This window comes from Mesorhizobium sp. L103C131B0, from assembly GCF_000502275.1.
GTDB lineage: Bacteria > Pseudomonadota > Alphaproteobacteria > Rhizobiales > Rhizobiaceae > Mesorhizobium.
The window spans coordinates 53708-74936 of record NZ_AYXC01000009.1 but is presented as its reverse complement, the minus strand read 5'-3'; the positions used below and the strand labels follow the sequence as shown (position 1 = coordinate 74936).

General features: G+C 64.0%; 19 protein-coding genes. 10 read left to right on the top strand and 9 right to left on the bottom strand.

The annotated features are described in order from the left end of the window. Nucleotides 1–193 precede the first annotated feature (193 nt). Nucleotides 194–808 (top strand): bifunctional nicotinamidase/pyrazinamidase, encoded by a 615-nt coding sequence (gene pncA / locus X730_RS148050; protein ID WP_023826641.1) that lies wholly within the window; start codon nt 194–196, stop codon nt 806–808. Nucleotides 809–893: 85 nt separating this feature from the next. Next, nucleotides 894–2261: a sodium:proton antiporter gene (locus tag X730_RS148055; protein WP_050588125.1), complete on the top strand. Its 1368-nt coding sequence runs from the start codon at nt 894–896 to the stop codon at nt 2259–2261. Nucleotides 2262–3110: 849 nt separating this feature from the next. Here the strand turns inward: X730_RS148055 and X730_RS148060 are convergent. The 7 genes from X730_RS148060 to gcvA all read right to left on the bottom strand — a co-directional run bounded on the left by X730_RS148060 (nt 3111) and on the right by gcvA (nt 11366). Continuing rightward, the gene (locus X730_RS148060; protein ID WP_023826639.1) at nt 3111–3836 is read right to left on the bottom strand and encodes an ABC transporter ATP-binding protein; all 726 of its coding nucleotides are present in this window, start codon (nt 3834–3836) and stop codon (nt 3111–3113) included. After that, the gene (locus tag X730_RS148065; RefSeq protein ID WP_023826638.1) at nt 3833–4795 is read right to left on the bottom strand and encodes a branched-chain amino acid ABC transporter permease; all 963 of its coding nucleotides are present in this window, start codon (nt 4793–4795) and stop codon (nt 3833–3835) included. The genes X730_RS148060 and X730_RS148065 overlap by 4 nt, the downstream gene beginning before the upstream one ends. After that, nucleotides 4792–5673 carry a branched-chain amino acid ABC transporter permease gene (locus tag X730_RS148070; RefSeq protein WP_023745846.1) on the bottom strand — a complete coding sequence of 294 codons (882 nt, stop codon included), beginning with the start codon at nt 5671–5673 and terminating at the stop codon, nt 4792–4794. The genes X730_RS148065 and X730_RS148070 overlap by 4 nt, the downstream gene beginning before the upstream one ends. Nucleotides 5674–5831: 158 nt before the next feature. Further along, a complete protein-coding gene (locus tag X730_RS148075) occupies nt 5832–7136 on the bottom strand; it encodes an ABC transporter substrate-binding protein (protein ID WP_023745847.1) in 1305 nt (434 codons plus the stop codon). A gap of 152 nt (nt 7137–7288) precedes the next feature. Further along, nucleotides 7289–8731, bottom strand: coding sequence for a hypothetical protein (locus X730_RS148080; RefSeq protein WP_023826637.1), 1443 nt, complete (start codon nt 8729–8731; stop codon nt 7289–7291). Between the two features lie 191 nt (nt 8732–8922). Continuing rightward, nucleotides 8923–10227: a nicotinate phosphoribosyltransferase gene (gene pncB, locus X730_RS148085; RefSeq protein ID WP_023826636.1), complete on the bottom strand. Its 1305-nt coding sequence runs from the start codon at nt 10225–10227 to the stop codon at nt 8923–8925. Between the two features lie 170 nt (nt 10228–10397). Further along, nucleotides 10398–11366 (bottom strand): transcriptional regulator GcvA, encoded by a 969-nt coding sequence (gcvA, locus tag X730_RS148090; protein WP_023671280.1) that lies wholly within the window; start codon nt 11364–11366, stop codon nt 10398–10400. 212 nt (nt 11367–11578) lie between these two features. Between gcvA and speB the strand changes: the two genes are divergently transcribed. From speB to X730_RS148130, 8 genes are all read left to right on the top strand, one after another. Continuing rightward, a complete protein-coding gene (gene speB, locus X730_RS148095; protein ID WP_023700439.1) occupies nt 11579–12640 on the top strand; it encodes an agmatinase in 1062 nt (353 codons plus the stop codon). A gap of 83 nt (nt 12641–12723) precedes the next feature. Beyond that, complete coding sequence (locus X730_RS148100) at nt 12724–13518, top strand: transporter substrate-binding domain-containing protein (RefSeq protein WP_023826635.1); 795 nt, start codon at nt 12724–12726, stop codon at nt 13516–13518. A gap of 6 nt (nt 13519–13524) precedes the next feature. Then, entirely contained in the window at nt 13525–14181 is a 657-nt protein-coding gene (locus tag X730_RS148105; RefSeq protein WP_023671277.1) for an amino acid ABC transporter permease, read from the top strand. Beyond that, nucleotides 14178–14825 (top strand): amino acid ABC transporter permease, encoded by a 648-nt coding sequence (locus X730_RS148110; RefSeq protein WP_023671276.1) that lies wholly within the window; start codon nt 14178–14180, stop codon nt 14823–14825. The genes X730_RS148105 and X730_RS148110 overlap by 4 nt, the downstream gene beginning before the upstream one ends. A gap of 77 nt (nt 14826–14902) precedes the next feature. Further along, complete coding sequence (locus X730_RS148115) at nt 14903–15982, top strand: extracellular solute-binding protein (protein WP_031193903.1); 1080 nt, start codon at nt 14903–14905, stop codon at nt 15980–15982. A 77-nt stretch (nt 15983–16059) separates the two neighbouring features. After that, the gene (locus X730_RS148120) at nt 16060–17097 is read left to right on the top strand and encodes an ABC transporter ATP-binding protein (RefSeq protein ID WP_023695892.1); all 1038 of its coding nucleotides are present in this window, start codon (nt 16060–16062) and stop codon (nt 17095–17097) included. Next, a complete protein-coding gene (locus X730_RS148125) occupies nt 17094–17948 on the top strand; it encodes an ABC transporter permease (RefSeq protein WP_023695891.1) in 855 nt (284 codons plus the stop codon). The genes X730_RS148120 and X730_RS148125 overlap by 4 nt, the downstream gene beginning before the upstream one ends. Beyond that, nucleotides 17945–18748 carry an ABC transporter permease gene (locus X730_RS148130; protein WP_023826634.1) on the top strand — a complete coding sequence of 268 codons (804 nt, stop codon included), beginning with the start codon at nt 17945–17947 and terminating at the stop codon, nt 18746–18748. Before X730_RS148125 ends, X730_RS148130 begins: the two co-directional genes overlap by 4 nt. 52 nt (nt 18749–18800) lie before the next feature. On the opposite strand, the gene X730_RS148135 is transcribed toward X730_RS148130, so the two are convergent. Both X730_RS148135 and X730_RS148140 read right to left on the bottom strand, forming a co-directional pair. Continuing rightward, nucleotides 18801–20204, bottom strand: coding sequence for an MATE family efflux transporter (locus tag X730_RS148135; RefSeq protein WP_023826633.1), 1404 nt, complete (start codon nt 20202–20204; stop codon nt 18801–18803). Nucleotides 20205–20449: 245 nt separating this feature from the next. After that, nucleotides 20450–21211, bottom strand: a complete 762-nt coding sequence (locus X730_RS148140; RefSeq protein WP_023816001.1) for a glucose 1-dehydrogenase — start codon at nt 21209–21211, stop codon at nt 20450–20452. Nucleotides 21212–21229 lie beyond the last annotated feature (18 nt).

Genomic DNA, 21229 nt, shown 5'->3' with positions numbered 1-21229 from the left:
TCATTCGTATGCAAATGATATCAAGCTGGCGGAAATTGTCAAAGCCGGAGTTTAAGGGAACCCGGCCGCCAAGCATTTCTTACGCTTGCAGAGGTTGACGCAGGCGCCCATCCGGTCAAGTTTCAGCATCCGGTCGCATCAGCGGCGTATTTCACTCGATCCCCCGTTCGAGACGTAGAAGAGGAGAGGCGCCATGGCCGACGAAGCGCTTGTTGTCATCGACCTGCAAAACGACTTCTGCCCCGGCGGCGCACTGGCGGTTGCCGGCGGCGACGAAATCGTGCCGCTGGTCAACGATCTGATTCGGCATGCCGAGCATGTCGTGCTGACGCAGGACTGGCACCCGGCCGGACATTCGAGCTTTGCCTCCAGCCATCCGAGGGCGCAGCCCTTTAGCGCGATCGAGATGCCCTATGGGCCGCAGACGCTGTGGCCGGACCATTGCATCCAGGGCAGCCTCGGCTCGGATTTTCACTCGGGGCTCGCCTGGACCAAGGCCGAGCTGGTGATCCGCAAGGGATTTCGCCCTGATATCGACAGCTACTCCGCCTTCTTCGAGAACGACCACAAGACGCCGACGGGGCTCGCCGGCTACCTCAAGGAGCGCGGCATCGGCACCGTGACCCTGGTTGGCCTGGCGACCGACTTCTGCGTTGCCTTCTCGGCCCTCGACGCGGTCAAGCAAGGCTTCAAGACGACGGTGCGGCTCGACGCGTGCCGCGGCATCGATCTAAACGGTTCGGTCGAGGCGATGCTGAAGAGGATGCGCGATGCCGGGGTGAAGCTCGAAGACCCGATCTCGGAGTGACTGGATCGTGACGCATCGAGGGGGCTGCACACAGTTGGGGAAGGCTTTCGCGGCAGGTGTACTCGCTTCCGCTGTGTCTCCGCAAATGGCCTTCGCGGCCGAGGCCCGCGGCCTGCCCGATGCTGCCATGTCGCTGTGGTGGGCGCTGCCTTTCGCCGGCCTGCTGCTCTCGATCGCCACCGGACCGCTGCTGTTCCACCATGTCTGGGAGCATCATTACGGCAAGATCGCCGCCGGCTGGGCAGCGCTGGCGATCATCCCCCTGATGGTTGCATTCGGCGTTCCGGTAGCCGGCGAAGCCGTGCTGCACACGCTGCTCACCGAATACATGTCGTTCATTATCCTGCTGTTCGCGCTCTACACCATTTCGGGCGGCATCCTTGTGGCCGGCAACATCCATGGCACGCCGCTGGTCAATGCCGGGCTGCTGCTCGTCGGGGCAATGCTGGCCTCGGTGATCGGCACCACCGGCGCCTCGATGATCCTGATCCGGCCGATGCTGCGCGCCAACGACAACCGGCAGTTCAACGCCCATGTCGTCATCTTCTTCATCTTCCTGGTGTCCAACATCGGCGGCTCGCTGACGCCCTTGGGCGACCCGCCATTGTTCGTCGGCTTCCTGCGCGGCGTCGACTTCTTCTGGACGACGGCGAACCTCTGGCGCGAGACGCTGTTTACCGGCGGCCTGGTGCTGCTTGTCTTCCTGGCCATCGACATCATGCTGCATCGCCGTGAAGGCGGCGCGCCGAAGATCAAGGATCCGACGCCGGATACAAAGGTGCGCCTTCGCGGCTTGGCCAATCTGCCGCTGCTGGCTGGCGTCATCGCCGCCATCCTGCTGTCGGCAGCGTGGAAGCCGGGCGTGACTTTCTCCATCCTCGGCGTCAGCCTCGAACTGCAGAACCTGGTGCGCGATGCCATCATCCTGGGGCTCGCCGGACTGTCGCTTGTCGTGTCACTCAAGAGCCATCGCGAGGCCAACGGCTTCACCTGGGGCCCGATCGCGGAGGTGGCGAAACTGTTTGCTGGCATCTTCATCTGCATCGTGCCGGTCATTGCCATCCTTCGCGCCGGCCATGACGGCGCGCTGGCGCCGCTGGTCGCGCTGGTGACGTCACCCACCGGGCAGCCCAATGATCTCGCCTATTTCTGGCTGACCGGCGGGCTGTCGTCCTTCCTCGACAATGCGCCGACCTATCTGGTGTTTTTCGAACTCGCAGGCGGCGACGCGCGGCACCTGATGACGGAGGCGGCCTCGACGCTGGCCGCGATCTCGGCCGGCGCGGTGTTCATGGGCGCCAACACCTATATCGGCAATGCACCCAACTTTATGGTCTACGCCATAGCCCGGCATCGCGGCGTGAAAATGCCGGGTTTCTTCGGCTACATGGCGTGGTCGGGCCTGGTGCTGATGCCGATCTTTGTGATTGCCGGGTTCCTGTTTTTCGGCTGATCAGCCGACGCCGACATAGCGCCTGACTGCCGATGGGTCGGCGCGCAATTGCTCGACATCGACGGTCTCGCGGTTGCGGCCGTTCTCGATGAAGCAGACGCGGTCGGCGACGGACAGCACGGCGTCGACGCGCTGTTCGACCAGAATGGTGGAGACACCTAGCTCACGCAGCTTCACCACCGTCTCGCGGATCTTGGCGATCATCGACGGCATCAGCCCCTCCGTCGGCTCGTCTAGCAACAGCACCTGCGGCTCAAGGCAAAGCGCACGGGCCATGGCCAGCATCTGCTGCTCGCCGCCGGACAAAGTGCCGGAGCGCTGGCGCAGCCGCTGGCGCAGCAGCGGGAAGAGATCGAGCACGCTCTCGCGCGTCGCTCTGCCCTTGCCGCGCGCCATCAGACCGATCTCGATGTTTTCCGCCACCGTCATCTCGGCGAACAGCCGCCTGCCTTGCGGTACATAGGCGACGCCGGCCTTGGGCACCTCATGCGCCGGCAGGCCGGTCAACTCCTTGCCGGCGAGCNTTTCCCTACACGACGCTCTTCCGATCTTGCGGTACATAGGCGACGCCGGCCTTGGGCACCTCATGCGCCGGCAGGCCGGTCAACTCCTTGCCGGCGAGCCGGATCGAGCCGGCGCTCGACGGAACCAGCCCCATGATTGCTTTCAGCGCCGTCGTCTTGCCGGCGCCGTTGCGACCGAACAGGCACAGCACCTCGCCCTTGTTGAGCACGAGATCAAGCTCGTAGAGCACCTGAACCTCGCCATAGAAGCAATCGAGCCTGGAGATGGTCAGCGCTTCAGTCTTGTGGGCTTCAGTCTTGGGGGCCTCAGTCTTGGGGGCTTCGCTCATGGCGCCGTCCCCAGATAGGCTTCCTGCACCTGTGTGTTGGCGCGAACCTGTTCGGGCGTGCCTTCGGCCAGGATCCTGCCGGCGTTGAAGACCGTGATGCGGTCGGCCAGCTGCATGACGACCGGCATGTTGTGCTCGATCAGGAGCACGGTGGCGCTCTTGGCAATCTCGCGCACCAGTCCGATGAAATTGTCGATCTCGCTGTCGGCCAGCCCCTGCGTCGGCTCGTCGAGGATCAAAAGCCGCGGCTTAAGCGCCAGGCCCATCGCGACTTCCAGCAGGCGCTGGTGGCCGTAGGAAAGCTGGCCGGCCGGCATATGGGCGCGGCCGGCAAGTCCGGTGCGTTCCAGCGCGGCCATGACGCCGGTGCGCACCGCACCTTTCGAGCGGCCATCGGTCAGCGTGCGCTGCACCGGCAACGCGACATTATCGTAGGCAGAGAGGTTGGCGAAGACGCTGGTGATCTGGAAGGTGTAGGCGATGCCCCGGCGCACCCTGAGATAGGCCGGGTGGCTGGTGATGTCGGCGCCGTCGAAGACGATCATGCCGGACGATGGCTGAATGCGGCCGCTGACCAGGCTGACGAAGGTGGTTTTGCCGGCGCCATTGGGGCCGATGACGGCGCGGATCTCGCCCGGCATCAGCTGAAAATCGACACCGTCGACGGCGCGCAGGCCGCCGAAACTGCGCGCCAGGCCTTTGGTGGTCAGCAACGGCATCATGGGAGCCACCCGAGCCAGCGCTGGCGAATGGTGCCCAGAATGCCTTTGGGGAAAAACAGCACCAGCAGGATGAGCGCAATACCGACGATCAGGAGATAGGCGGAGGTGTAGCCGCTGGCGGTGTCGATGACATAGTACATGAACACCGTGCCGAGCAGCGCGCCCAGCGTCGTGGCGGCGCCGCCGAGCAGCACCCAGAGCAGCGGCAGGATGGAATACTGCACCGAGGCAAAGCTCGATCCGACATAGCCGAACAGCAGCGCATAGGCCGCACCCGAGGCGGCGCAGATGGTGCCGGAGACGACGACCGCAATGAGCTTGTTGGAGAAGGTGTCGTAGCCCAGCATTTTCGTGCGCTCCTCGTTCTCGCGCACCGCGACCAGCACGCGGCCATAGCGGGAGCGGACGATGGCGAGGGTGATCAGCAGCACGACCGAGAACAGCGCCAGCGCGCTCATGTAGCGCACGGTCGGGTTGGTTAGGTCGAGCGATGTCGCGCCGAAGGCCAGAACCCGCGCCGGCTGCGGCACGACCAGACCCTGGTCGCCGCCGGTCCAGGCGGCGAAATAGAGGATGACGAGGTAAAACACCTGCGCGAACATCATGGTGACGATCATGAAGGCGACGCCGGTGGTGCGCAGCGCCAGCAGGCCGATCACCAGTGCCAGCAGCGCGCCGCAGGCGATGCCGGCGAGGAAAGCCAAAGGCACGCTCCAGCCGAGATGGATGACCGCGAGACCAGCGCCATAGAGCCCGGCGGCGAAGAACATGGCGTGGCCGAGGCTGAGCAGGCCGACATAGCCGAACAGCATGTTGTAGCCCATGGCGAACACCGCCAGCACCATGATGCGGGCGACGAGGCCGTGATGATAGTCCGGCAGGACGAAGCTCAGGGCGAACAGCAGCGCGATGGCGCCGATGTGCAGAGCATAGGCTTTTGCCGGCGAAGCTTCGCTCATCGCGGCGCCTGCCCGAACAGGCCTTGCGGCCTGAACACCAGCACCATGGCCACCAGCAGCGTGGCGATGATCTTGGCCAAAGTCGGCGAGAAGAACACCGAGATGATGCCGTCGGACAGCCCGATCAGCACGGCGGCGACGACCGTGCCGCGCAGCGAGCCGAGGCCGCCGATGATGACGACGATGAAGGACAACAGCAGCGGGTCCTGCCCCATCAGGTAGTGCGCCTGACTGATCGGCACGATCAGCACGGCGGCGATGGCCGCCAGCATGGCGCCGAGCGCGAAGACGCCGGCATAGACGCGGGCGACCGGAATGCCGAAGGCCTGCGCCGTCTCGCTGTCATATTGGGTGGCGCGCATGATGAGGCCGATCTTGGTGCGCGTCAGCACCAGCCAGGTGGCGATGAGCAGAAGGGCCGAAGCGGCAATGATCGACAGCTTGTAGCCGGAATAGCCGAACCAGGGCAAAAGGATGCGGTAGCTGAAGGGCGGCTCCACCGGGCGCGCTTCCGGGCCATAGAAGCTCAACGCCAGCTGCTGGATGATGTAGAGCATGCCGATCGTGGCGACGATGGTGGCTTCCGGATTGTAATTGACCCGGCGCAGCACAAGCCGCTCGGCTACCAGCGCAATGGCGCCGACAATCAGCGGCGCAATCACCAGCGCCGCCAGGAAGCCGAGCGTGGGATGGCCGGGTATCGCCGTCGAGATCGCCCAGGCCAGCACCGCGCCCAGCATGAAGAACTCGCCATGGGCGACGTTGACGACGCGCATGACGCCGAACACCAGCGACAGCCCAAGCGCCGTCAGCGCCAACACGGCGGAGGTGACAAGGCCTTCGAGGGCGGCGAGGAGGAGGTGGGGTCCGAAATGCATTCAGGGCGCCCTTACCCTCCCCTTGTGGGAGGGTGACCGCGCAGCGGTCGGGTGGGGGTTGGGCACGGGCCGTCGCGACCCCCACCCCGTCTCGCAAGCTTCGCAAAAGTGCGAAGCTTGCGTGCCGACCCTCCCCACAAGGGGGAGGGTAAGGCGCCTCACAGCGCCTGCGTCGTATAATCCCCTTCGGCCTCGTAAAGCCCGTCCTCGATCTTGGTCTTGTGGACGACATTCAGCTTGCCACCTTCGACCTTGGAGATGTTCTGGATGCCAAAACACTGGTGGATCTTGCCTTTGAAGGTCTTCGGCCCCTGCGGATGCTCCGGCCCTTCGGCGAATTCGGTCAGCGCCTCGGTCGCCTCGACCAGCTTGGCGCGGTCTTCCGGGCCTTTGTAGCCGGCGTCTTCCATCGCCTTCTTGACGACATAGAGCGTCTCCCAGCAGCCGAACATGTGGGCGGCGGTGGAGACGTCCTTGGGGTCGCCGACGGCAGCGCCATTTTCGTCGATGCCGACGGCGGCGCGGTAGGCTTTCTGCGCGGCCGAGTCATTGGCCTGCGCATAGCGCGGCGAACCTTCCCAGAAATGGCTGCCGTCCAAAAATTCGAGGCCGGGGCTATTTATGTCGGTGGCTTCGAGCGAATCGATAAAGCCGAACAGTTGCGGCCGGTTGGAGCCGTAGAACTCGCCGAGTTCCTTGACGAAGGTGAGCACGGCCGGGCCGACCATCACGTGGTAGATGACTTCGGTCTCGGCGGGTATCTGCGGGAAGTATTTCGTGAAAGACGACTCTGTCGGCGGGATGGCGATCTGGGCGATGACCTCGGCGCCTTGTGCCTTCAGCGCCGGCGGCAGGTAGTCGCGATGGTCGTAGCCGAAGGCGAAATCGGGGAAGATCTGCGTCACCTTCTTGCCGGCATTGGCCGCGATCCATGGCGCCATCGACTGGATCTGGCTCTTCACATCGGTGATGCCGGGCTGGAAGACGTAGCGGTTGAGCTTGGTCGAAGCGACGTGGTGGCCTTCGCTGACGACGAAATAAGGGATCTTGTTTTCGCCGGCGGCCGGCGCCGAGCCGATCACCACATGCGAGAACAGCGTGCCGAAGACGATGTCGGTCTTGTGCTGGGTGGCGAACTTGCCGACCACCTCGGCGCCACGGCCGGGATCGGTGCCGTCATCCTCGATCACCAGTTCGACCGGCCGGCCGTTGATGCCGCCGGCATCGTTGATCGCCTTGACCGCGGCGGCACTGGTCTTTTCGTACCAGCGGCCATAGGCGGCGCCGATGCCGGTGCGGTGCGACTGGAAGCCGATCTTGATTGGCGCTGAACTCTGCGCCTGGCTGTAGCGGACGAAGCCGGGCGCGAGCGTCAGCCCGGCGCCGGCGGCGAGACCTTTCAGCGCGGTGCGGCGGCTAAGGGTGGATTTGGAGAGATCGAAAAACCCATTCTTGTCAGTCACGGCAGTTCCCCTGTTTTTGAGTTTTGACTGTCTGTAACGAGGCAAGGCCACTCCCTTGCAGGAGGGGCAGAAATTGCATGTGTACAAACTAAATCACCAAAGCACAGAGCTTGCAAGCGGGCTTTCCGCAAAGGCATGTTGATCAGCTTGTCTCATCCGGCCGTCGGCGTGGCAAGCAACCACAGGCCGAAGATCGTGTAGGCAATCATCAGCATGGTGAGCGGCAACTGGCTGAGGGCGGCGCGCGATGGCATCTGGTGCAGTCGCCAGGCCAGTCCATGGGCAACGAGCACCGCCAGCATGTGCCCGGCGATGATGATGCCGGCCTGCAGGTTCCACAGCCACCAGGCGGAGTCGGCCCCGGCGACGATGCCGGCCTCGATCTGCATGTCGGCGGCGCCGAACAGGTTCCATCCCAGCGCGAACGGGTCGGACAAAGCGGCAATCGCATACTGGCCGTCGACCAGCAGCGCCGTCAGATAGTGCGCGACATGATAGGCGAGCGCGATCGGTACGATCGACCACACCAGCAGCCCGGCGGCCTCGCGGAGGGAATGTCGGCTGCCGGCGAGGCGCTGGCCGAGTATGACGGCCAGCAGGAATGCCGCCGCCAGCAGGACGAAGGTCAGCACGAGGCCGAAGCTGCTAATGCCGATGAGCGCGGTGCGGCCGGGATATTCCAGCGGGTTGATGCCGGACAGGCCGAGCCAGAAGAAGGTTTTCGACAGGCCGTCGAAGGACACCGATGACAGGCTGAGCAGCAGGAAAACGACGCCGCTTGCCGGCAGGGATGCCGCGCCGAGCAGTTTTGAGCCCGGCCAGCAGAGAGCGAGCCGCCCGTGTTCATCGCGCTCGACGATGGCGAAGCGCGCCACCATGGCGAAGAACACCGTCAGGAATTCGCCGCGCCGGCTCCAATTGCGGTAGCCGAAGGCGAGCATGGCGATGAAGGTAAGCAACCAGTAGAGGCCGGCGGCATAGGCCAGCCGCGCCGGATCGTCGGGCGCCGGGTCGATCAGCTCGAACCAGGCGAAGGCGAAGAACAGGATAACGGCCGGCCAGCGGCCGAGCCATGAAGGCAAACGCGATTTCTGTCCCTCACCGCCACGAAGCTTGAACAGGCGGCTTACGATCTGCCACGGGCCATACCATGGATTCAGCCACGACCAGAGATCGCCGAACAGGCCTTGGGCGATGGCAAGGCCGACCCAGAGCAGCGTCCAGATGATCAGGGGCAGCGGATTGGAGAGCGGGTCGCGGCTGCCGAACAGGCCGGCGGCGTTGAGCGTTGCGAAGCCGGCAAAGGAGATGAGGCTGATGATTGTGCGAGGGGTGTCGGCGAATGGGAAGAGCGGCAGGCGGCGGCGCCAGAAGCGGTCGAGGGTTGCGGGTGGCATCAGGGCGAGGACGAGGAAGCTTACCGCGACGGCAAGCGCGCCGCCGGCGATGTAGTAGCCGGTCGGGAGGAGGAGGACGTGGCCGCGGTCGGAGGCGTGGGCGAAGGCAGGGGTGGGGAGGAGTGTGAGGGTGGGGGAGCAGGCGACATATGTCAGCCTGACGCGATCCTTCCCACCCCCCTCTGTCCTGCCGGCCATCTCCCCCGCAAGGGGGGAGATTGGATGTCGCCGGGGCTTTCGCCAACTTTCAAGGGTGAAGAAAGAGGCGCGGTACTCGACGCTGCCAATCTCCCCCCTTGCGGGGGAGATGGCCGGCAGGACAGAGGGGGGTGGGCGGGAACTCACGCTATCGCGATTTCCATTTCGTCCAGCAAGGCACCCGCCGACCCTCAAACCTTGACCAGCTGCTCCACGCGGTCCTTCGCCCCAAAAATCCGGAGATAGCGCTCGATCTCCTTCTTGTCGCCCGTCGCTTTCGCCGGATTGTCCGACAGCTTCACCGCCGGCCGGCCATTGGCCTCCGTTACCTTGCAGACCAGCGATATCGCATCCAGGCTGTTGGTTTCGGTCGGCGCGCAGCCTTCGAAATCGTTGGTGAGGTTGGTGCCCCAGCCGAAGGACATGCGCACCTTGCCCTTGAAGTGCCTGTAGGTCTCCTCGATGGTTTCGACCTCGAGACCGTCGGAGAAGATCAGCAGCTTCTGCCTGGGGTCCTTGCCCTTCTCGCGCCACCAGTCGATGATTTTTTCACCGCCTTCGATCGGCGGCGCACTGTCAGGGCGGAAGCCGGTCCAGTCGGCGACCCAGTCCGGCGCGTCGCGCAGGAAGGATGCGGTGCCGAAAGCGTCGGGCAGCACGATCAGCAGGTTGCCGCCATAATAGCGCTGCCAGTCCTGCAGCACCTTGTAGGGCGATTCCTTCAATTCCTTTTCCGACTTGGCAAGGGCGGCAAAAACCATCGGCAATTCATGCGCGTTGGTGCCGAGCGCTTCGAGGTCGTTGTCCATGGCCAGCAGCACGTTGGAGGTGCCGGTGAAGGCTTCGCCAATGCCTTCCTTGAGCGCCTCGACGCACCAGCGCTGCCACAGGAAGGAATGGCGGCGGCGGGTGCCGAAATCGGAGATGCGGATGCCGGGCAACGCCTTCAAGCGTTCGGTCTTGGCCCACATCTTCCCCTTGGCGCGTGCATAGAGCACGTCAAGCGCGAAGGGACCGAAGGCGCGCATGGCGGCGCGGGAACGAAGCTCATTGATGATCGCCAGCGCCGGGATTTCCCACAGCGTAGTGTACATCCAGGGGCCACTGAAGGAGAGCTCGTACTGCCCGTCGCGCTTGGAGAGCTCGTAGTCGGGCAGCCGAAAACCTTCCAGCCAGGCGAGGAATTCCGGCTCGAAGATCTGCTTGCGGCCATAGAAATTGTTACCGCCAAGCCAGATCATCTCCTTTTTGGAGAAGCGCAGCGTGCGGGCATGGTCGAGCTGGTCGCGCAATTCGCCTTCGTCGATGTTGTCGGCCAGGCGCACCGAGGTGGTGCGGTTGATCAGCGAAAAGGTGGCGTCGACCTTGGGGTACATGCCCCAGATCATCTGCAGCATCAGAAGCTTGTAGAAATCGGTGTCGAGCAGGCTGCGGACGATCGGGTCCAGCTTCCAGGTGTGGTTATAGACGCGCCGCGCTATATCGGTTCTTGCCATGTCCTGCCGTCGCCTTCGCTGCTCACGTCTGTCTTACGCAATTCCGGACGGGAAACCGCCGCACAGTTTTCCTGGAATTGCCGGGCAAGAGCTTATTAGCATTGAATTTTTGAAAGCGCTTCCCGCTTTCCGGGCTGGCCCGACAAAAAGCAGTCGCTCCCGGTCCAGCCTCAACTCTTGGCGCCCACCACCCGCAGCGCCGGACGCTTCCGGCGGCTGCCGATGCGGCCGGCCACCGGCGCGTCGGCGCGGCTGTCGGCCTGTTCCTTTTCGGCGAACAGCCAGTCGACGAACAATTGCACGATCGGCGCTGAACGCATCTCGTTGCGGCAGACGACATAGAAATCGTCGACCGCCGGCACCGACAGGCTGAACGGCGCCACCAGCAGGCCCCTGGCGAGCAGCATGCTGGCGGTGACGGAATCGCCGAGCGCCACGCCATGTCCGTGCACCGCGGCTTCGATCGCGGTGCGGGCGTCGCCGAGATGGTGGCGGCGGCCACGTTCGAGGTCGAGCCCATCGGCGGCGGCCAGCCAGGTGTGCCATTCGCGGCCATCATCGCCATGCAGGATGACATGGCCAGCAAGATCCCGGCAGATGCGGAGCGGCCGGTTGTTGATCAGCGTCGGGCTGACCACCGGGAACAGTTCGAGGCCCGACCATTTGCGCATCCAGCAATCGGTCCAGCTGCCGTCGCCATAGAGCACACAGACATCGACCTGTGGGGCGCGGATGTCCTTGGGGTCGTTGGACGGGATCAGCGTCAACCTGATATCAGGATATTGCGCCATGAAGCTGCCGAGCCGCGGCGTCATCCACAGAAGCAGCAGCGCCGGCACGCAGGAGACCGACAGCGTACCGGCGCTGGCTGGCCTGGTCATGCGCTGGGTGGCGGCGGCGATGCCGTCGAAGGCGGTCGAGACCGCCGGCAGCAATTCGGCGCCGTGCGGGGTGAGCTTTACCCGCTGTCCGGTGCGTTCGAACAGTTTTACGCCGAGTGATTGCTCGAGCGCCTTGATCTGGTGGCTGATTGCGCCGTGGGTGACGTTGAGCTCACTCGCCGCCTTGGTCAGCGAGGCATGCCGCGCCGTCGCCTCGAAGGCGCGCAAGGGATTCAAGGGGGGCAGACGCTTGGCCATGAGCAACCGGATACTCTGTGAGATTTTCTCACAATCAGCACCGTAACAATATCAATTGATTTTTCAATGCGGCTGCCGGACACTTTGGCAGGTCAACAGCATCAATGACGTGAAATCTACAGGCAGCCAGCGGGACAGCGACCCGGCCGGATGATGGTCAGTTCGCAGATGTCGCCACGGCCGCATGCATCAGCCCGCAGGAGGAGACCGACATGGGTTATGACAGAGGCAAGCTGGAAGCCTTGCGCCGCAAGTATGGCGAGAGCCATGGCGGCGAGATGTTCGACCCGAAGTTCCGCAAGGTCGCCGACAAGATCTTCTCCAAGAGCGGCACAAGGCTGGCGCCCTATGCCGGCATCCCCACCTTCCTCGCCGCGCCCTACCGTGAAATCGCTGCCGACAATCCGGATTTCGGCGATTTGCAGGTGGCGATCATCGGCGTGCCGATGGATCTCGGCGTCACCAACCGGCCCGGCTCGCGCTTTGGACCCAGGGCGCTGCGCGCCATCGAGCGCATCGGCCCTTACAATCATGTGCTGGAATGCGCGCCGACGCATGAGCTTCGCGTCGCCGACATCGGCGATACGCCGTTCCGCAGCCGTTACCGGCTGGAGATCAGCCACGAGGATATCGAGCGCCGCACCAACCAGATCGTCGATGCCGGCGTGCTGCCGCTCTCGGTCGGAGGCGACCACTCGATCAGCCATCCGATCCTGAAGGCGGTCGGCAAGAAGGCGCCGGTCGGCATGATCCACATCGACGCTCATTGCGACACAAGCGGGCTGTTCGACATGACCAAGTTCCATCATGGCGGACCGTTCCGCAACGCGGTGCTGGACGGCGTGCTCGACCCCACCCGCACCATCCAGATCGGCATCCGCGGCTCGGCGGAGTATCTGTGGGAGTTCACCTATGAATCCGGCATGACGGTCGTGCATGCCGAAGAGGTGACGGGTCTCGGCATTCCGGCCATCATCGAGAAGGCGCGCAGAATAGTCGGCGACGGCCCGACCTACATTTCCTTCGACGTCGACAGTGTCGATCCGGCCTTCGCGCCGGGTACCGGCACGCCGGAAATAGGCGGCCTGACGACGCGCGAAGTGCTCGAACTGCTGCGCGGCTTGAAAGGCCTCAACATCGTCGGCGGCGACGTCGTCGAGGTGGCGCCGCAATATGACGCGACCACCAACACCGCCCATGTCGGCGCCCAGGTCCTGTTCGAGATCCTGAGCCTGATGGTGTTCAGCCCGGCGATCACCGGCAAGGGGGCCTGACGGATTTCACATGCAAAGGCGGCCGCCGCGCTGGAGCCGGCGGCCGTTTCCAAAACAAACAAGCTTCCAGAAGGGGAATACCAATGACAATCCAAATGAAATCAACCATCGCCGCCGCGCTGATGCTCGCCGGCCTCGGCTTCGCCGCCCAGGCCAATGCCGACGCCGTCGACGACATCACCAAGGCCGGCGCCATCAATGTCGGCATCTTCTCCGACTTTCCGCCCTTCTCCTCGGCCAGCGCCGATATGAGCATCAAGGGTTACGACGTCGACGTCGCGCAGGCGATCGCCGATTCACTCAAGGTGAAGCTCAATCTGGTCAGCGTCACCGGCCAGAACCGCATCCCGTATCTCACCGACAAGCGCGTCGATATCCTGATGAGCGTCGGCTATTCCAAGGAGCGCGAGGAGGTGATCGATTTCGCCGCCGCCTATGCGCCCTACTACATCGCCGTCATCGGTCCGGCAGCGCTTTCGATCAAAGGCAAGGAAGATCTCGCCGACAAGTCGATCGCCGTCAATCGCGGCACGCTCGAGGATACGTCGTTGACCGAAGCGGCGCCGTCATCGGCCGACATCAAGCGCTTCGACAACTACAATTCCGTCATCCAGGCCTTCATCTCCGGCCAGACCCAGCTGATGGTGGTCGGCAATGATGTCGGCGCCCAGGTGCTGGCCAAGCAGGACGCGCTGAAGCCGGAGCAGAAGTTCCAGCTTTTGACCTCGCCTTCGCATATCGGCCTCAACAAAAAAGAGGACCGGCTGAAGACGGCGGTCAAAGATGCGGTTGCCAAGATGCTGGCCAACGGCAAGCTCGACGAGAGCTCGAAGGTCTGGCTGAAGACGCCGCTCAATCCCGACAACCTCAAGGATTGAGTTCTCGTGGCTTTTGCCTGGCTCCCAGGTGCTGTGGGCGACATCGCGCGCGGCGCGGCCACGACGATCCTGTTGATCGTCGTGACCACGCTCGTGGGCACGCTGCTCAGCATCCTGGGCGCTGCCGGCCGGCGCAACGGCCCGGTATTCGTGAAGCGCGCCATCGCGGTCTATGTCGAGGTGATGCGCAACACGCCGTTCCTGGTGCAGCTGTTCTTCATCTTCTTCGGCCTGCCCAGCCTCGGCATAAGGCTCGATCCGATCCTGGCCGCCATGCTGGCAATGACGCTCAACATGGCAGCCTACACCATTGAAATCGTCGGCGCCGGTCTCGATGCCGTGCCCGGCGGACAAACGGAAGCAGCGCTTGCACTGGGCTTGAGACCGCGCCAGGTGTTCATCAAGATCGTGCTGCCGCAGGCGCTCAAGGTGATCTACCCGGCGCTGACCAGCCAGATCGTCATCATGATGCTGGAATCGGCCGTGGTGTCGCAGATCGCCGTGCGTGAGCTGACCTATGAGGCCGACATGCTGCAAGCCCGCACCTTCCGCTCCTTCGAAACCTATTTCGTCGTGACCCTGGTCTACCTCGTCCTGTCCATGGCCTTGCGCCGGCTGCTGGTCACAGGCGGGCGCCGCGTATTGGGGGCAGGTGTCACATGATCGAATTCACCTTCTGGGACATCGTTCGCAATCTGCTGCTCGCCGCCCGCTGGACGGTGCTGTTGTCGCTGGCGGCCTTTGTCGGCGGGGCGGTGGTAGGGCTGATCGTGCTGTTCTTCCGCATCGCCGAAAATAAATGGAGCCGGCGCATCGCTTCCGGCTACATCGCCCTGTTCCAGGGAACGCCGCTGTTGATGCAGCTGTTCCTGATGTTCTTCGGCCTGCCGATGCTCGGCCTGCGCATCGAGCCATGGACGGCAGCGGTGCTCGGCCTGACCTTCTTCGCCAGCGCCTATCTGGCCGAGATCTGGCGCAGCGGCGTCGATGCGCTGCCGCGCGGGCAGTGGGACGCTGGCGCCAGCCTTGGGCTGCACCGTCTGCAGGAGCTCAGGCTGATCATCCTGCCGCAGGCGTTCTCGATCACAAGGGCGCCGATCGTCGGCTTCCTGGTGCAGTTGATCAAATCGACGGCGCTGACCTCGATCATCGGCTTCGAGGAGCTGGTCAGAACCTCCAACGCCATCAACAACGCCACCTTCGAACCGTTCAAGGTCTACGGGCTGGTGGCGCTGATCTTCTTCGTCATGTGCTTTCCACTGACGCAATACGCCCGTACGCTCGAACAACGAGCGGCGGCCCACTGACGCCAGGCGGCGACAGTGCGTGAAGGGAACCTGCCGGAATAGAACGGCATCAACTGAGGAGAAACCAGATGAACAGACTGATTGGAAAATCCCTGACACGGCGCGGCGTGCTTGGTGCGGGCCTCGCTACAGCCGGCGTGCTCGCCATGCCGTCGATCCTGCGCGCGCAGGACAAGTCGCTGAAGGTCGGCGTCTATGGCGGCTATTTCAAGAAATCCTTCGACGAGCACGTCTTCCCCGACTTTACCAAGGCGACCGGCATTGCGGTCGAGTCGGTCGCCGAGCCGACCGGCGAAGCCTGGCTGGTGCAGCTCGAACAGGCGTCCAAGGCCGGCCAAGCCCCGGCCGACCTTTCGATGATGTCGCAGACCTCGACGCTGAAGGGCCAGTCGACCGAATTGTGGACGCCGCTCGATACGTCGAAGTTCAAGCACTACAACGACCTCTTGCCGCGCTTCGTCAACAAATATCCGGATGGCCGGGTCGCCGGCATCGGCGCCGTCGCCTGGTGGATCACGCTGGTCTCCAACACCGACGTCTACAAGGATGCGCCGACCTCATGGGAGACTCTGTGGGACAAGGCCAATGAGGACAAGCTTGGCCTTCTGGCACTTGCCTCGAACTCGTTCCTGCTCGAAGTGACAGCCAAGACCTTCATGGGCGGCACCAATGCGCTCGACACCGAGGACGGACTGAACAAGGCGTTCGAAAAGCTCGCCGAGCTCAAGCCGAATGTCCGGCTGTGGTATCGCGACGAGGCGCAGTTCGAGCAGGCGCTGAAGTCGGGCGAGATCCCGATGGGCCAGTATTATCACGACGTCACCGGCCTCGCGGTCGCCGACGGCTTCCATGTCCGCTCGACCTTCCCGAAGGAAGGCGGCATCCAGGATTCCGGCAATTGGGTGCTGTCGCGCGCCTCGACCAAGGTCGACGAGGCGCATGCCTTCATCGACTATATGAGCCAGCCGTCGATGCAGGGCCTGATGTCGCGCAAGGTCGGAACCACGCCGACGCTGAAGAAAGAGGTGCTCGACCTCAAGCCGGAAGAGTTCGCAGCCGTGTCGTCGGATATCGATCCGATCATCCCGCGCTACGACCTCTATACGTCGAAGGCCGACTGGATCAACCAGAAGTGGACCGAGCTGATCGTCGGCTGAGCCGTTCGATCCGTCTGAACCACAGCGGCCGCCGGCATAGTCCGGCGGCCCCTTAGCAAACCCTCCAAGGGATGAGCATGTCCGGACTAGACATCAACGCCGTCACCAAAAAATTCGGCAACTTCGCCGCCGTCGACAATGTCCAGCTCAACGTGCCGCATGGCACGTTCGTGTGCCTGCTCGGCCCGTCGGGCTGCGGCAAGACCACGCTGCTGCGCATGATCGCCGGGCTGGAGGAGCCGACCAGCGGCGCCATCGTGCTCGACGGCGAGGACATCACCCCGCTGCCGACGCACAAGCGCAATCTCGGCATGGTGTTCCAGTCGCTGGCGCTGTTTCCGCATCTCTCCGTCGGCGACAACATCGCCTATGCGCTGCGCATTCGCGGCGCCTCGAAGGAGGAGCAGAAGAAACGCGTCGACGAGTTGCTGGGCCTGATCCATCTGACCGGCTTTGCCGACCGTCCGGTGGCGAAACTGTCGGGCGGCCAGCGCCAGCGCGTGGCGATTGCCCGCGCGCTTGCGCTGTCACCAAAGCTGTTCCTGCTCGACGAGCCGCTGTCGGCGCTCGACGCCAAACTGCGCGAGGCCATGCAGGTGGAACTGCGCCAGTTGCAGCAGCGGTTGGGCATCACCACCATCGTCGTCACCCACGACCAGCGCGAAGCCATGACCATGGCCGACCTGGTCGTCGTCATGGGCCACGGCAGGATCCTGCAGGCGGCGCCGCCGATCGAGATCTACCGCAAGCCGGCCGACGCCTTCGTCGCCGACTTCATCGGCATCACCAATCTGCTGCCGGCCGAGATCGACAGCACCGGGCGCACCACCATTCTGGGCACAGCCATTCCAGGTCTTGCCATGCCGGCGGGTCAGACTAAAGCGTCTGTATCGGTCCGCCCCGAGGATGTGCATCTCGGCAGCCCCGGCGGCTCGGCCATCACCGGCGAGGTGAGTTTCGTGCGCGATCTCGGCGGCACCATCGAGACCTTCGTCGATGTCGGCGGCACCAGCATCATTGCCGTGACCACGCCGCGCGAACGGCATGACGTGCCGGTCGGCGCCAAGGTCGGCGTAACGCTGCCGCCCGGCAGCTGCGTGGTGCTCGGCGCATGAGACGCGAGGCTCCGAAGTCGCTAGCCGACTACACGCCGCTGTTCTTTCCGGCGCTGATGCTGATCGTCTTCTTCGTCGTGCCGTTCTCGACGATGATCGCCGTGAGCTTCTTCAAGCGCAATCCGTCCGGTTTCTACACGCCGGATTTCGTGTTCGACAATTACGCCCGCTTCCTGTCGGTATTCTTCGGCGGCGTGCTCGGCTTTTCACTGATGCTGGCGGTGCTGGTCGCCGTCTGCTGCGTGGCCATCGCCTTCCCCTTCACCTACCTCCTGACCCGCCGGCCGCGCCGCGTGCAGACGCTATGGCTGGTCGGCCTGCTGTCGGTGCTGTCGCTGTCGGAAGTCATCATCGGCTTTGCCTGGTCGACGCTGTTTTCGCGCACGGCGGGCATCACCAATCTGTTCGTGGCGATCGGGCTGATGGACAAGCCGGTGGCGCTGCTGCCGACCTTCGGCGCGGTGCTGACCGGCATGGTTTACCAGGCGCTGCCCTATACGATCCTGGTGCTTTACCCCGCTTTGGTCCGCCTCGATCCGACTCTGTTAGAGGCCGCGCGCACGCTCGGCGCCTCGCCTATCCGGGCCTTCTTCAACGTCGTCGCGCCGGCGCTGCGCAACACCATCGTGGCGACGCTGATCATGGTCTTCGTCTTTGCGCTCGGCTCCTATCTGCTACCGCAGATTCTGGGACGCCCGCAACACTGGACGCTGTCGGTGCTGATCACCGACCAGGCGATCTACCAGTCCAACATGCCGTTCGCAGCCGCAATGGCGGTGTTCCTGGTGCTGATCTCGCTGGCGCTGGTCGGATTGACACTGCTCGTCGGACGAAGGGAGAACGCCCTATGACCGCGACCTGGCTGCGCCGTGTCTATTTCACCATCGTCGCGCTGTTCCTGGCGGCGCCGCTGATCGTCGTCGCCGGCGTGTCGGTGAATTCGCGGCAGGAGCTCTCCTTCCCGCCGGTCGGTTTCTCGCTCGCCTGGTACGCCCAGATCTTCACCGATCCGGAATGGCGGCTGGCGCTGATCCATTCGGTGACGCTGGCCGTCTGCTCGGCGGCCATTGCCGTGGCGGTCGCGCTGCCGCTGGCCTGGTTCCTGTGGCGGCGCATCGCGCCATGGGCGAACATTTTTCAGGTGCTGGGCCTCGCGCCCTTCATCCTGCCGCCGGTCATCACCGCGCTCGGCTTCCTCTCCTTCTGGGCGACGGTCGGGCTGTTCGGCCAGTTCTTCACCGCCATAATCAGCCACGCCATCTTCTTCGTGACGCTGCCGCTGGTGACGCTGTCGCTCGGCTTTGCCTCGATCGACCGCTCGCTGGTCGAGGCCGCGGCGACCATGGGCGCCGATGACCGCACAGTGCTGAAAACCGTGGTGCTGCCGTTGATCCTGCCCTACCTCGTCTCGGGCTACGCCTTCGCCTTCGTCTTGTCGCTCAACGAATACATCGTCGCCTACATGACGATCGGCTTCACCACCGAGACGCTGCCCATCAAGATCTTCAACGCGCTGCGCTACGGCTACACACCGACCATGGCTTCGGTGTCGGTGTTCTTCGTCGCGGTGGCGGCACTGGTGTTCGGCTCGATCGCCAGGTTCGGCGATATACGCAGACTGCTCGGCGCGATGTCGTCGGACGGGAGCTGAGCGCAGCCACGCCAAACGAGAACGGCCGCCGAACCCGGCGGCCGTTTTGCTTTTAATGGCTGAAGACGAGCGGCGGCGCGATCCGATCCCGCCGCAGCCAGCGCGCGAGCAGCAGCACCGCCACCACGGCCAGACCTGACGCCAGGCCGATCCAAATGCCGACGCCGTGCAGGCCGAAATGGAAGGCGAGCAGCACGCCGAGCGGCAGGCCGATGCCCCAATAGCCGATCGCGGCATAGATCATCGGCACCTTGGTGTCGTGCAGGCCGCGCAGCATGCCGGCGGCAACGGCCTGCGCGCCGTCGAAGATCTGGAACAGCGCCGCAAAGGCAAGGAACGACACGGCCAGCGCGATCACCCTGGCATTGGCCGGATCGGTCATGTCGATGAAGGCGCCGATCAACAGATGCGGCCACAGCACCATCACCAGCGCCATCAGCGCCATGGACGAGACGCCGATGACGAAGGCGGTCCAGCCAGCGCGCGAAACGCCTGCCGGATTGCCGGCGCCATGCGCCAGCCCGACACGCACGGTGACCGCCTGGTTGAGGCCGAGCGGCACCATGAAGGAGATCGAGGCGATCTGGATGGCGATGGCGTGCGCGGCGAGCGAATCCGCATCGATCAGGCCCATCAGCAGGGCTGCGGCGTTGAAGATCGTCACCTCGAAGGCGAGGATGCCGGCGATCGGCATGCCGAGCCGCAGCAGACCCTTGAAGCGCGGCCAGTCGGAGCGCCAGAAGCGGCCTAACAGGCGGTAGCGGCGAAACTTCTTCTCCAGCATCACCACGGCTGCCAGGCCGCAGAACATCAACGTGCTCGACAGCGTGGTCGCCAGCCCCGAACCGGCAATGCCCATTGAGGTGACGCCGAGATTGCCAAACATGAACACCCAGTTGAAGAAGGCGTTGCAGGCGACGGCGACGAAGACGATGATCAGCGCCCAGCCCGGCCGCTCCAGCGCCGAGATGAAGGAACGCAGCACGATATAGCCGTAGAAGGGCAGCACCGCCCATTCCAGCCAGCGCAGATAGATGCCGGCCTGATGTGCCAATGCCGGCTCCTGGCCCATGGCCAGCAGAATGGCCTCGCCATGCCACAGCACCATCCAGATCGGGATCGAGATCAGGATCGCCAGCCACAGCCCTTGCCGCACGGTGCGGCGCAAATCGCGCACCGAATAGCGGCGGCGGCCAAGCTCGGTGGCGATCATCGGCGAGGTCGCCAGCATCAGGCCGAGGCCGAAGATCAGCGGCATGAAATAGAGGTTGGCGCCGAGCGCGCCGCTGGCCAGCGTGTCCGCGCCCAGACGCCCCATCATCATGACGTCGGTGGCGGTCATCGCGGTCTGGCCGAGATTGGTGAGCACCATCGGCCAGGCCAGCGCCAGCGTCGCCCTGATTTCCTGACGCCAAAGATTTTCCGGCGCACGAGCGCCGGCTTCGATCGCAGACATTGTCCTGCTCTTTCCGATTGCGGCGCGTCGGCAACGAGGCCGGAAGCCGCACTTCCAAACGGCAAAACCTTCGGTTTCGCAGCGTTTGCGTCGTTCTATTGGACGAAATGCGGCATGAAGGCAAGGGAGGACGGGCAGCCGGCGATTGAGCCAGAAGCGGGAACCCTCCTATCCGGCTGCCCTTATTTGTTTTACGCAATTCCGGACGGAAAACCGTTACACACTTTTCCTGGAATTGCTCTAGATCAGCCGATGCTTTCGCCGCCGTCGATCACCAGTGCCTGGCCGGTCATGAAGGATGAGCGGTCGGAGACGAGGAACAGGATCGCTTCTGCGATCTCTTCGGCGCTCGCCCAGCGGCCCATCGGAATCTTGGTGCGGACATAGGTTTCGATCGCCTCGCGTCCGCCCATCTGGGCGATGAACGGCTCGTTGAAAGGCGTGTCGACCCAGCCCGGGCAGAGCGCGTTGACGCGCACATTGTGGCGGGCATAGTCGAGCGACATCTGTCTGGTCATCGCCACCACCGCATGTTTGGACGTGGCATAGGCGATCATCTCGCGGTCGTAGAAGACGCCCGAATTCGAAGCCGTGTTGAGGATGACGCCGCCGCCTTGCGCGACCATCGCCGGCATGGCCAGCCGCGCGGCCAGGAACTGCGCCCGTACATTGATGCGCCAGGACGCATCCATGCCATCGACCTCGACCTCGGTCAGCGTGCCGCCGACCTGGATGCCGGCGTGATTGTGCAGGATGTCGATGCGGCCATACTTGCCGAGCGTGCCTGTGATGAGCTGCCCGACCGCCGCGTCGTCAGAGACGTCGGTGACAATCGCCTCGGCCTGCCCGCCCACTGCCCGGATGTCCGCCGCCGTGGTCTCGCCGCTGGCCAGATCCCGGTCGGCGATGACCACCAGCGCGCCTTCCCTGGCCATGATCATGGCGCCGGCGCGGCCGATGCCGGAACCGGCGCCCGTCACCACGGCGATGCGGTCTTTGAGGAGCATGAATTTGTCTTTCAGCTG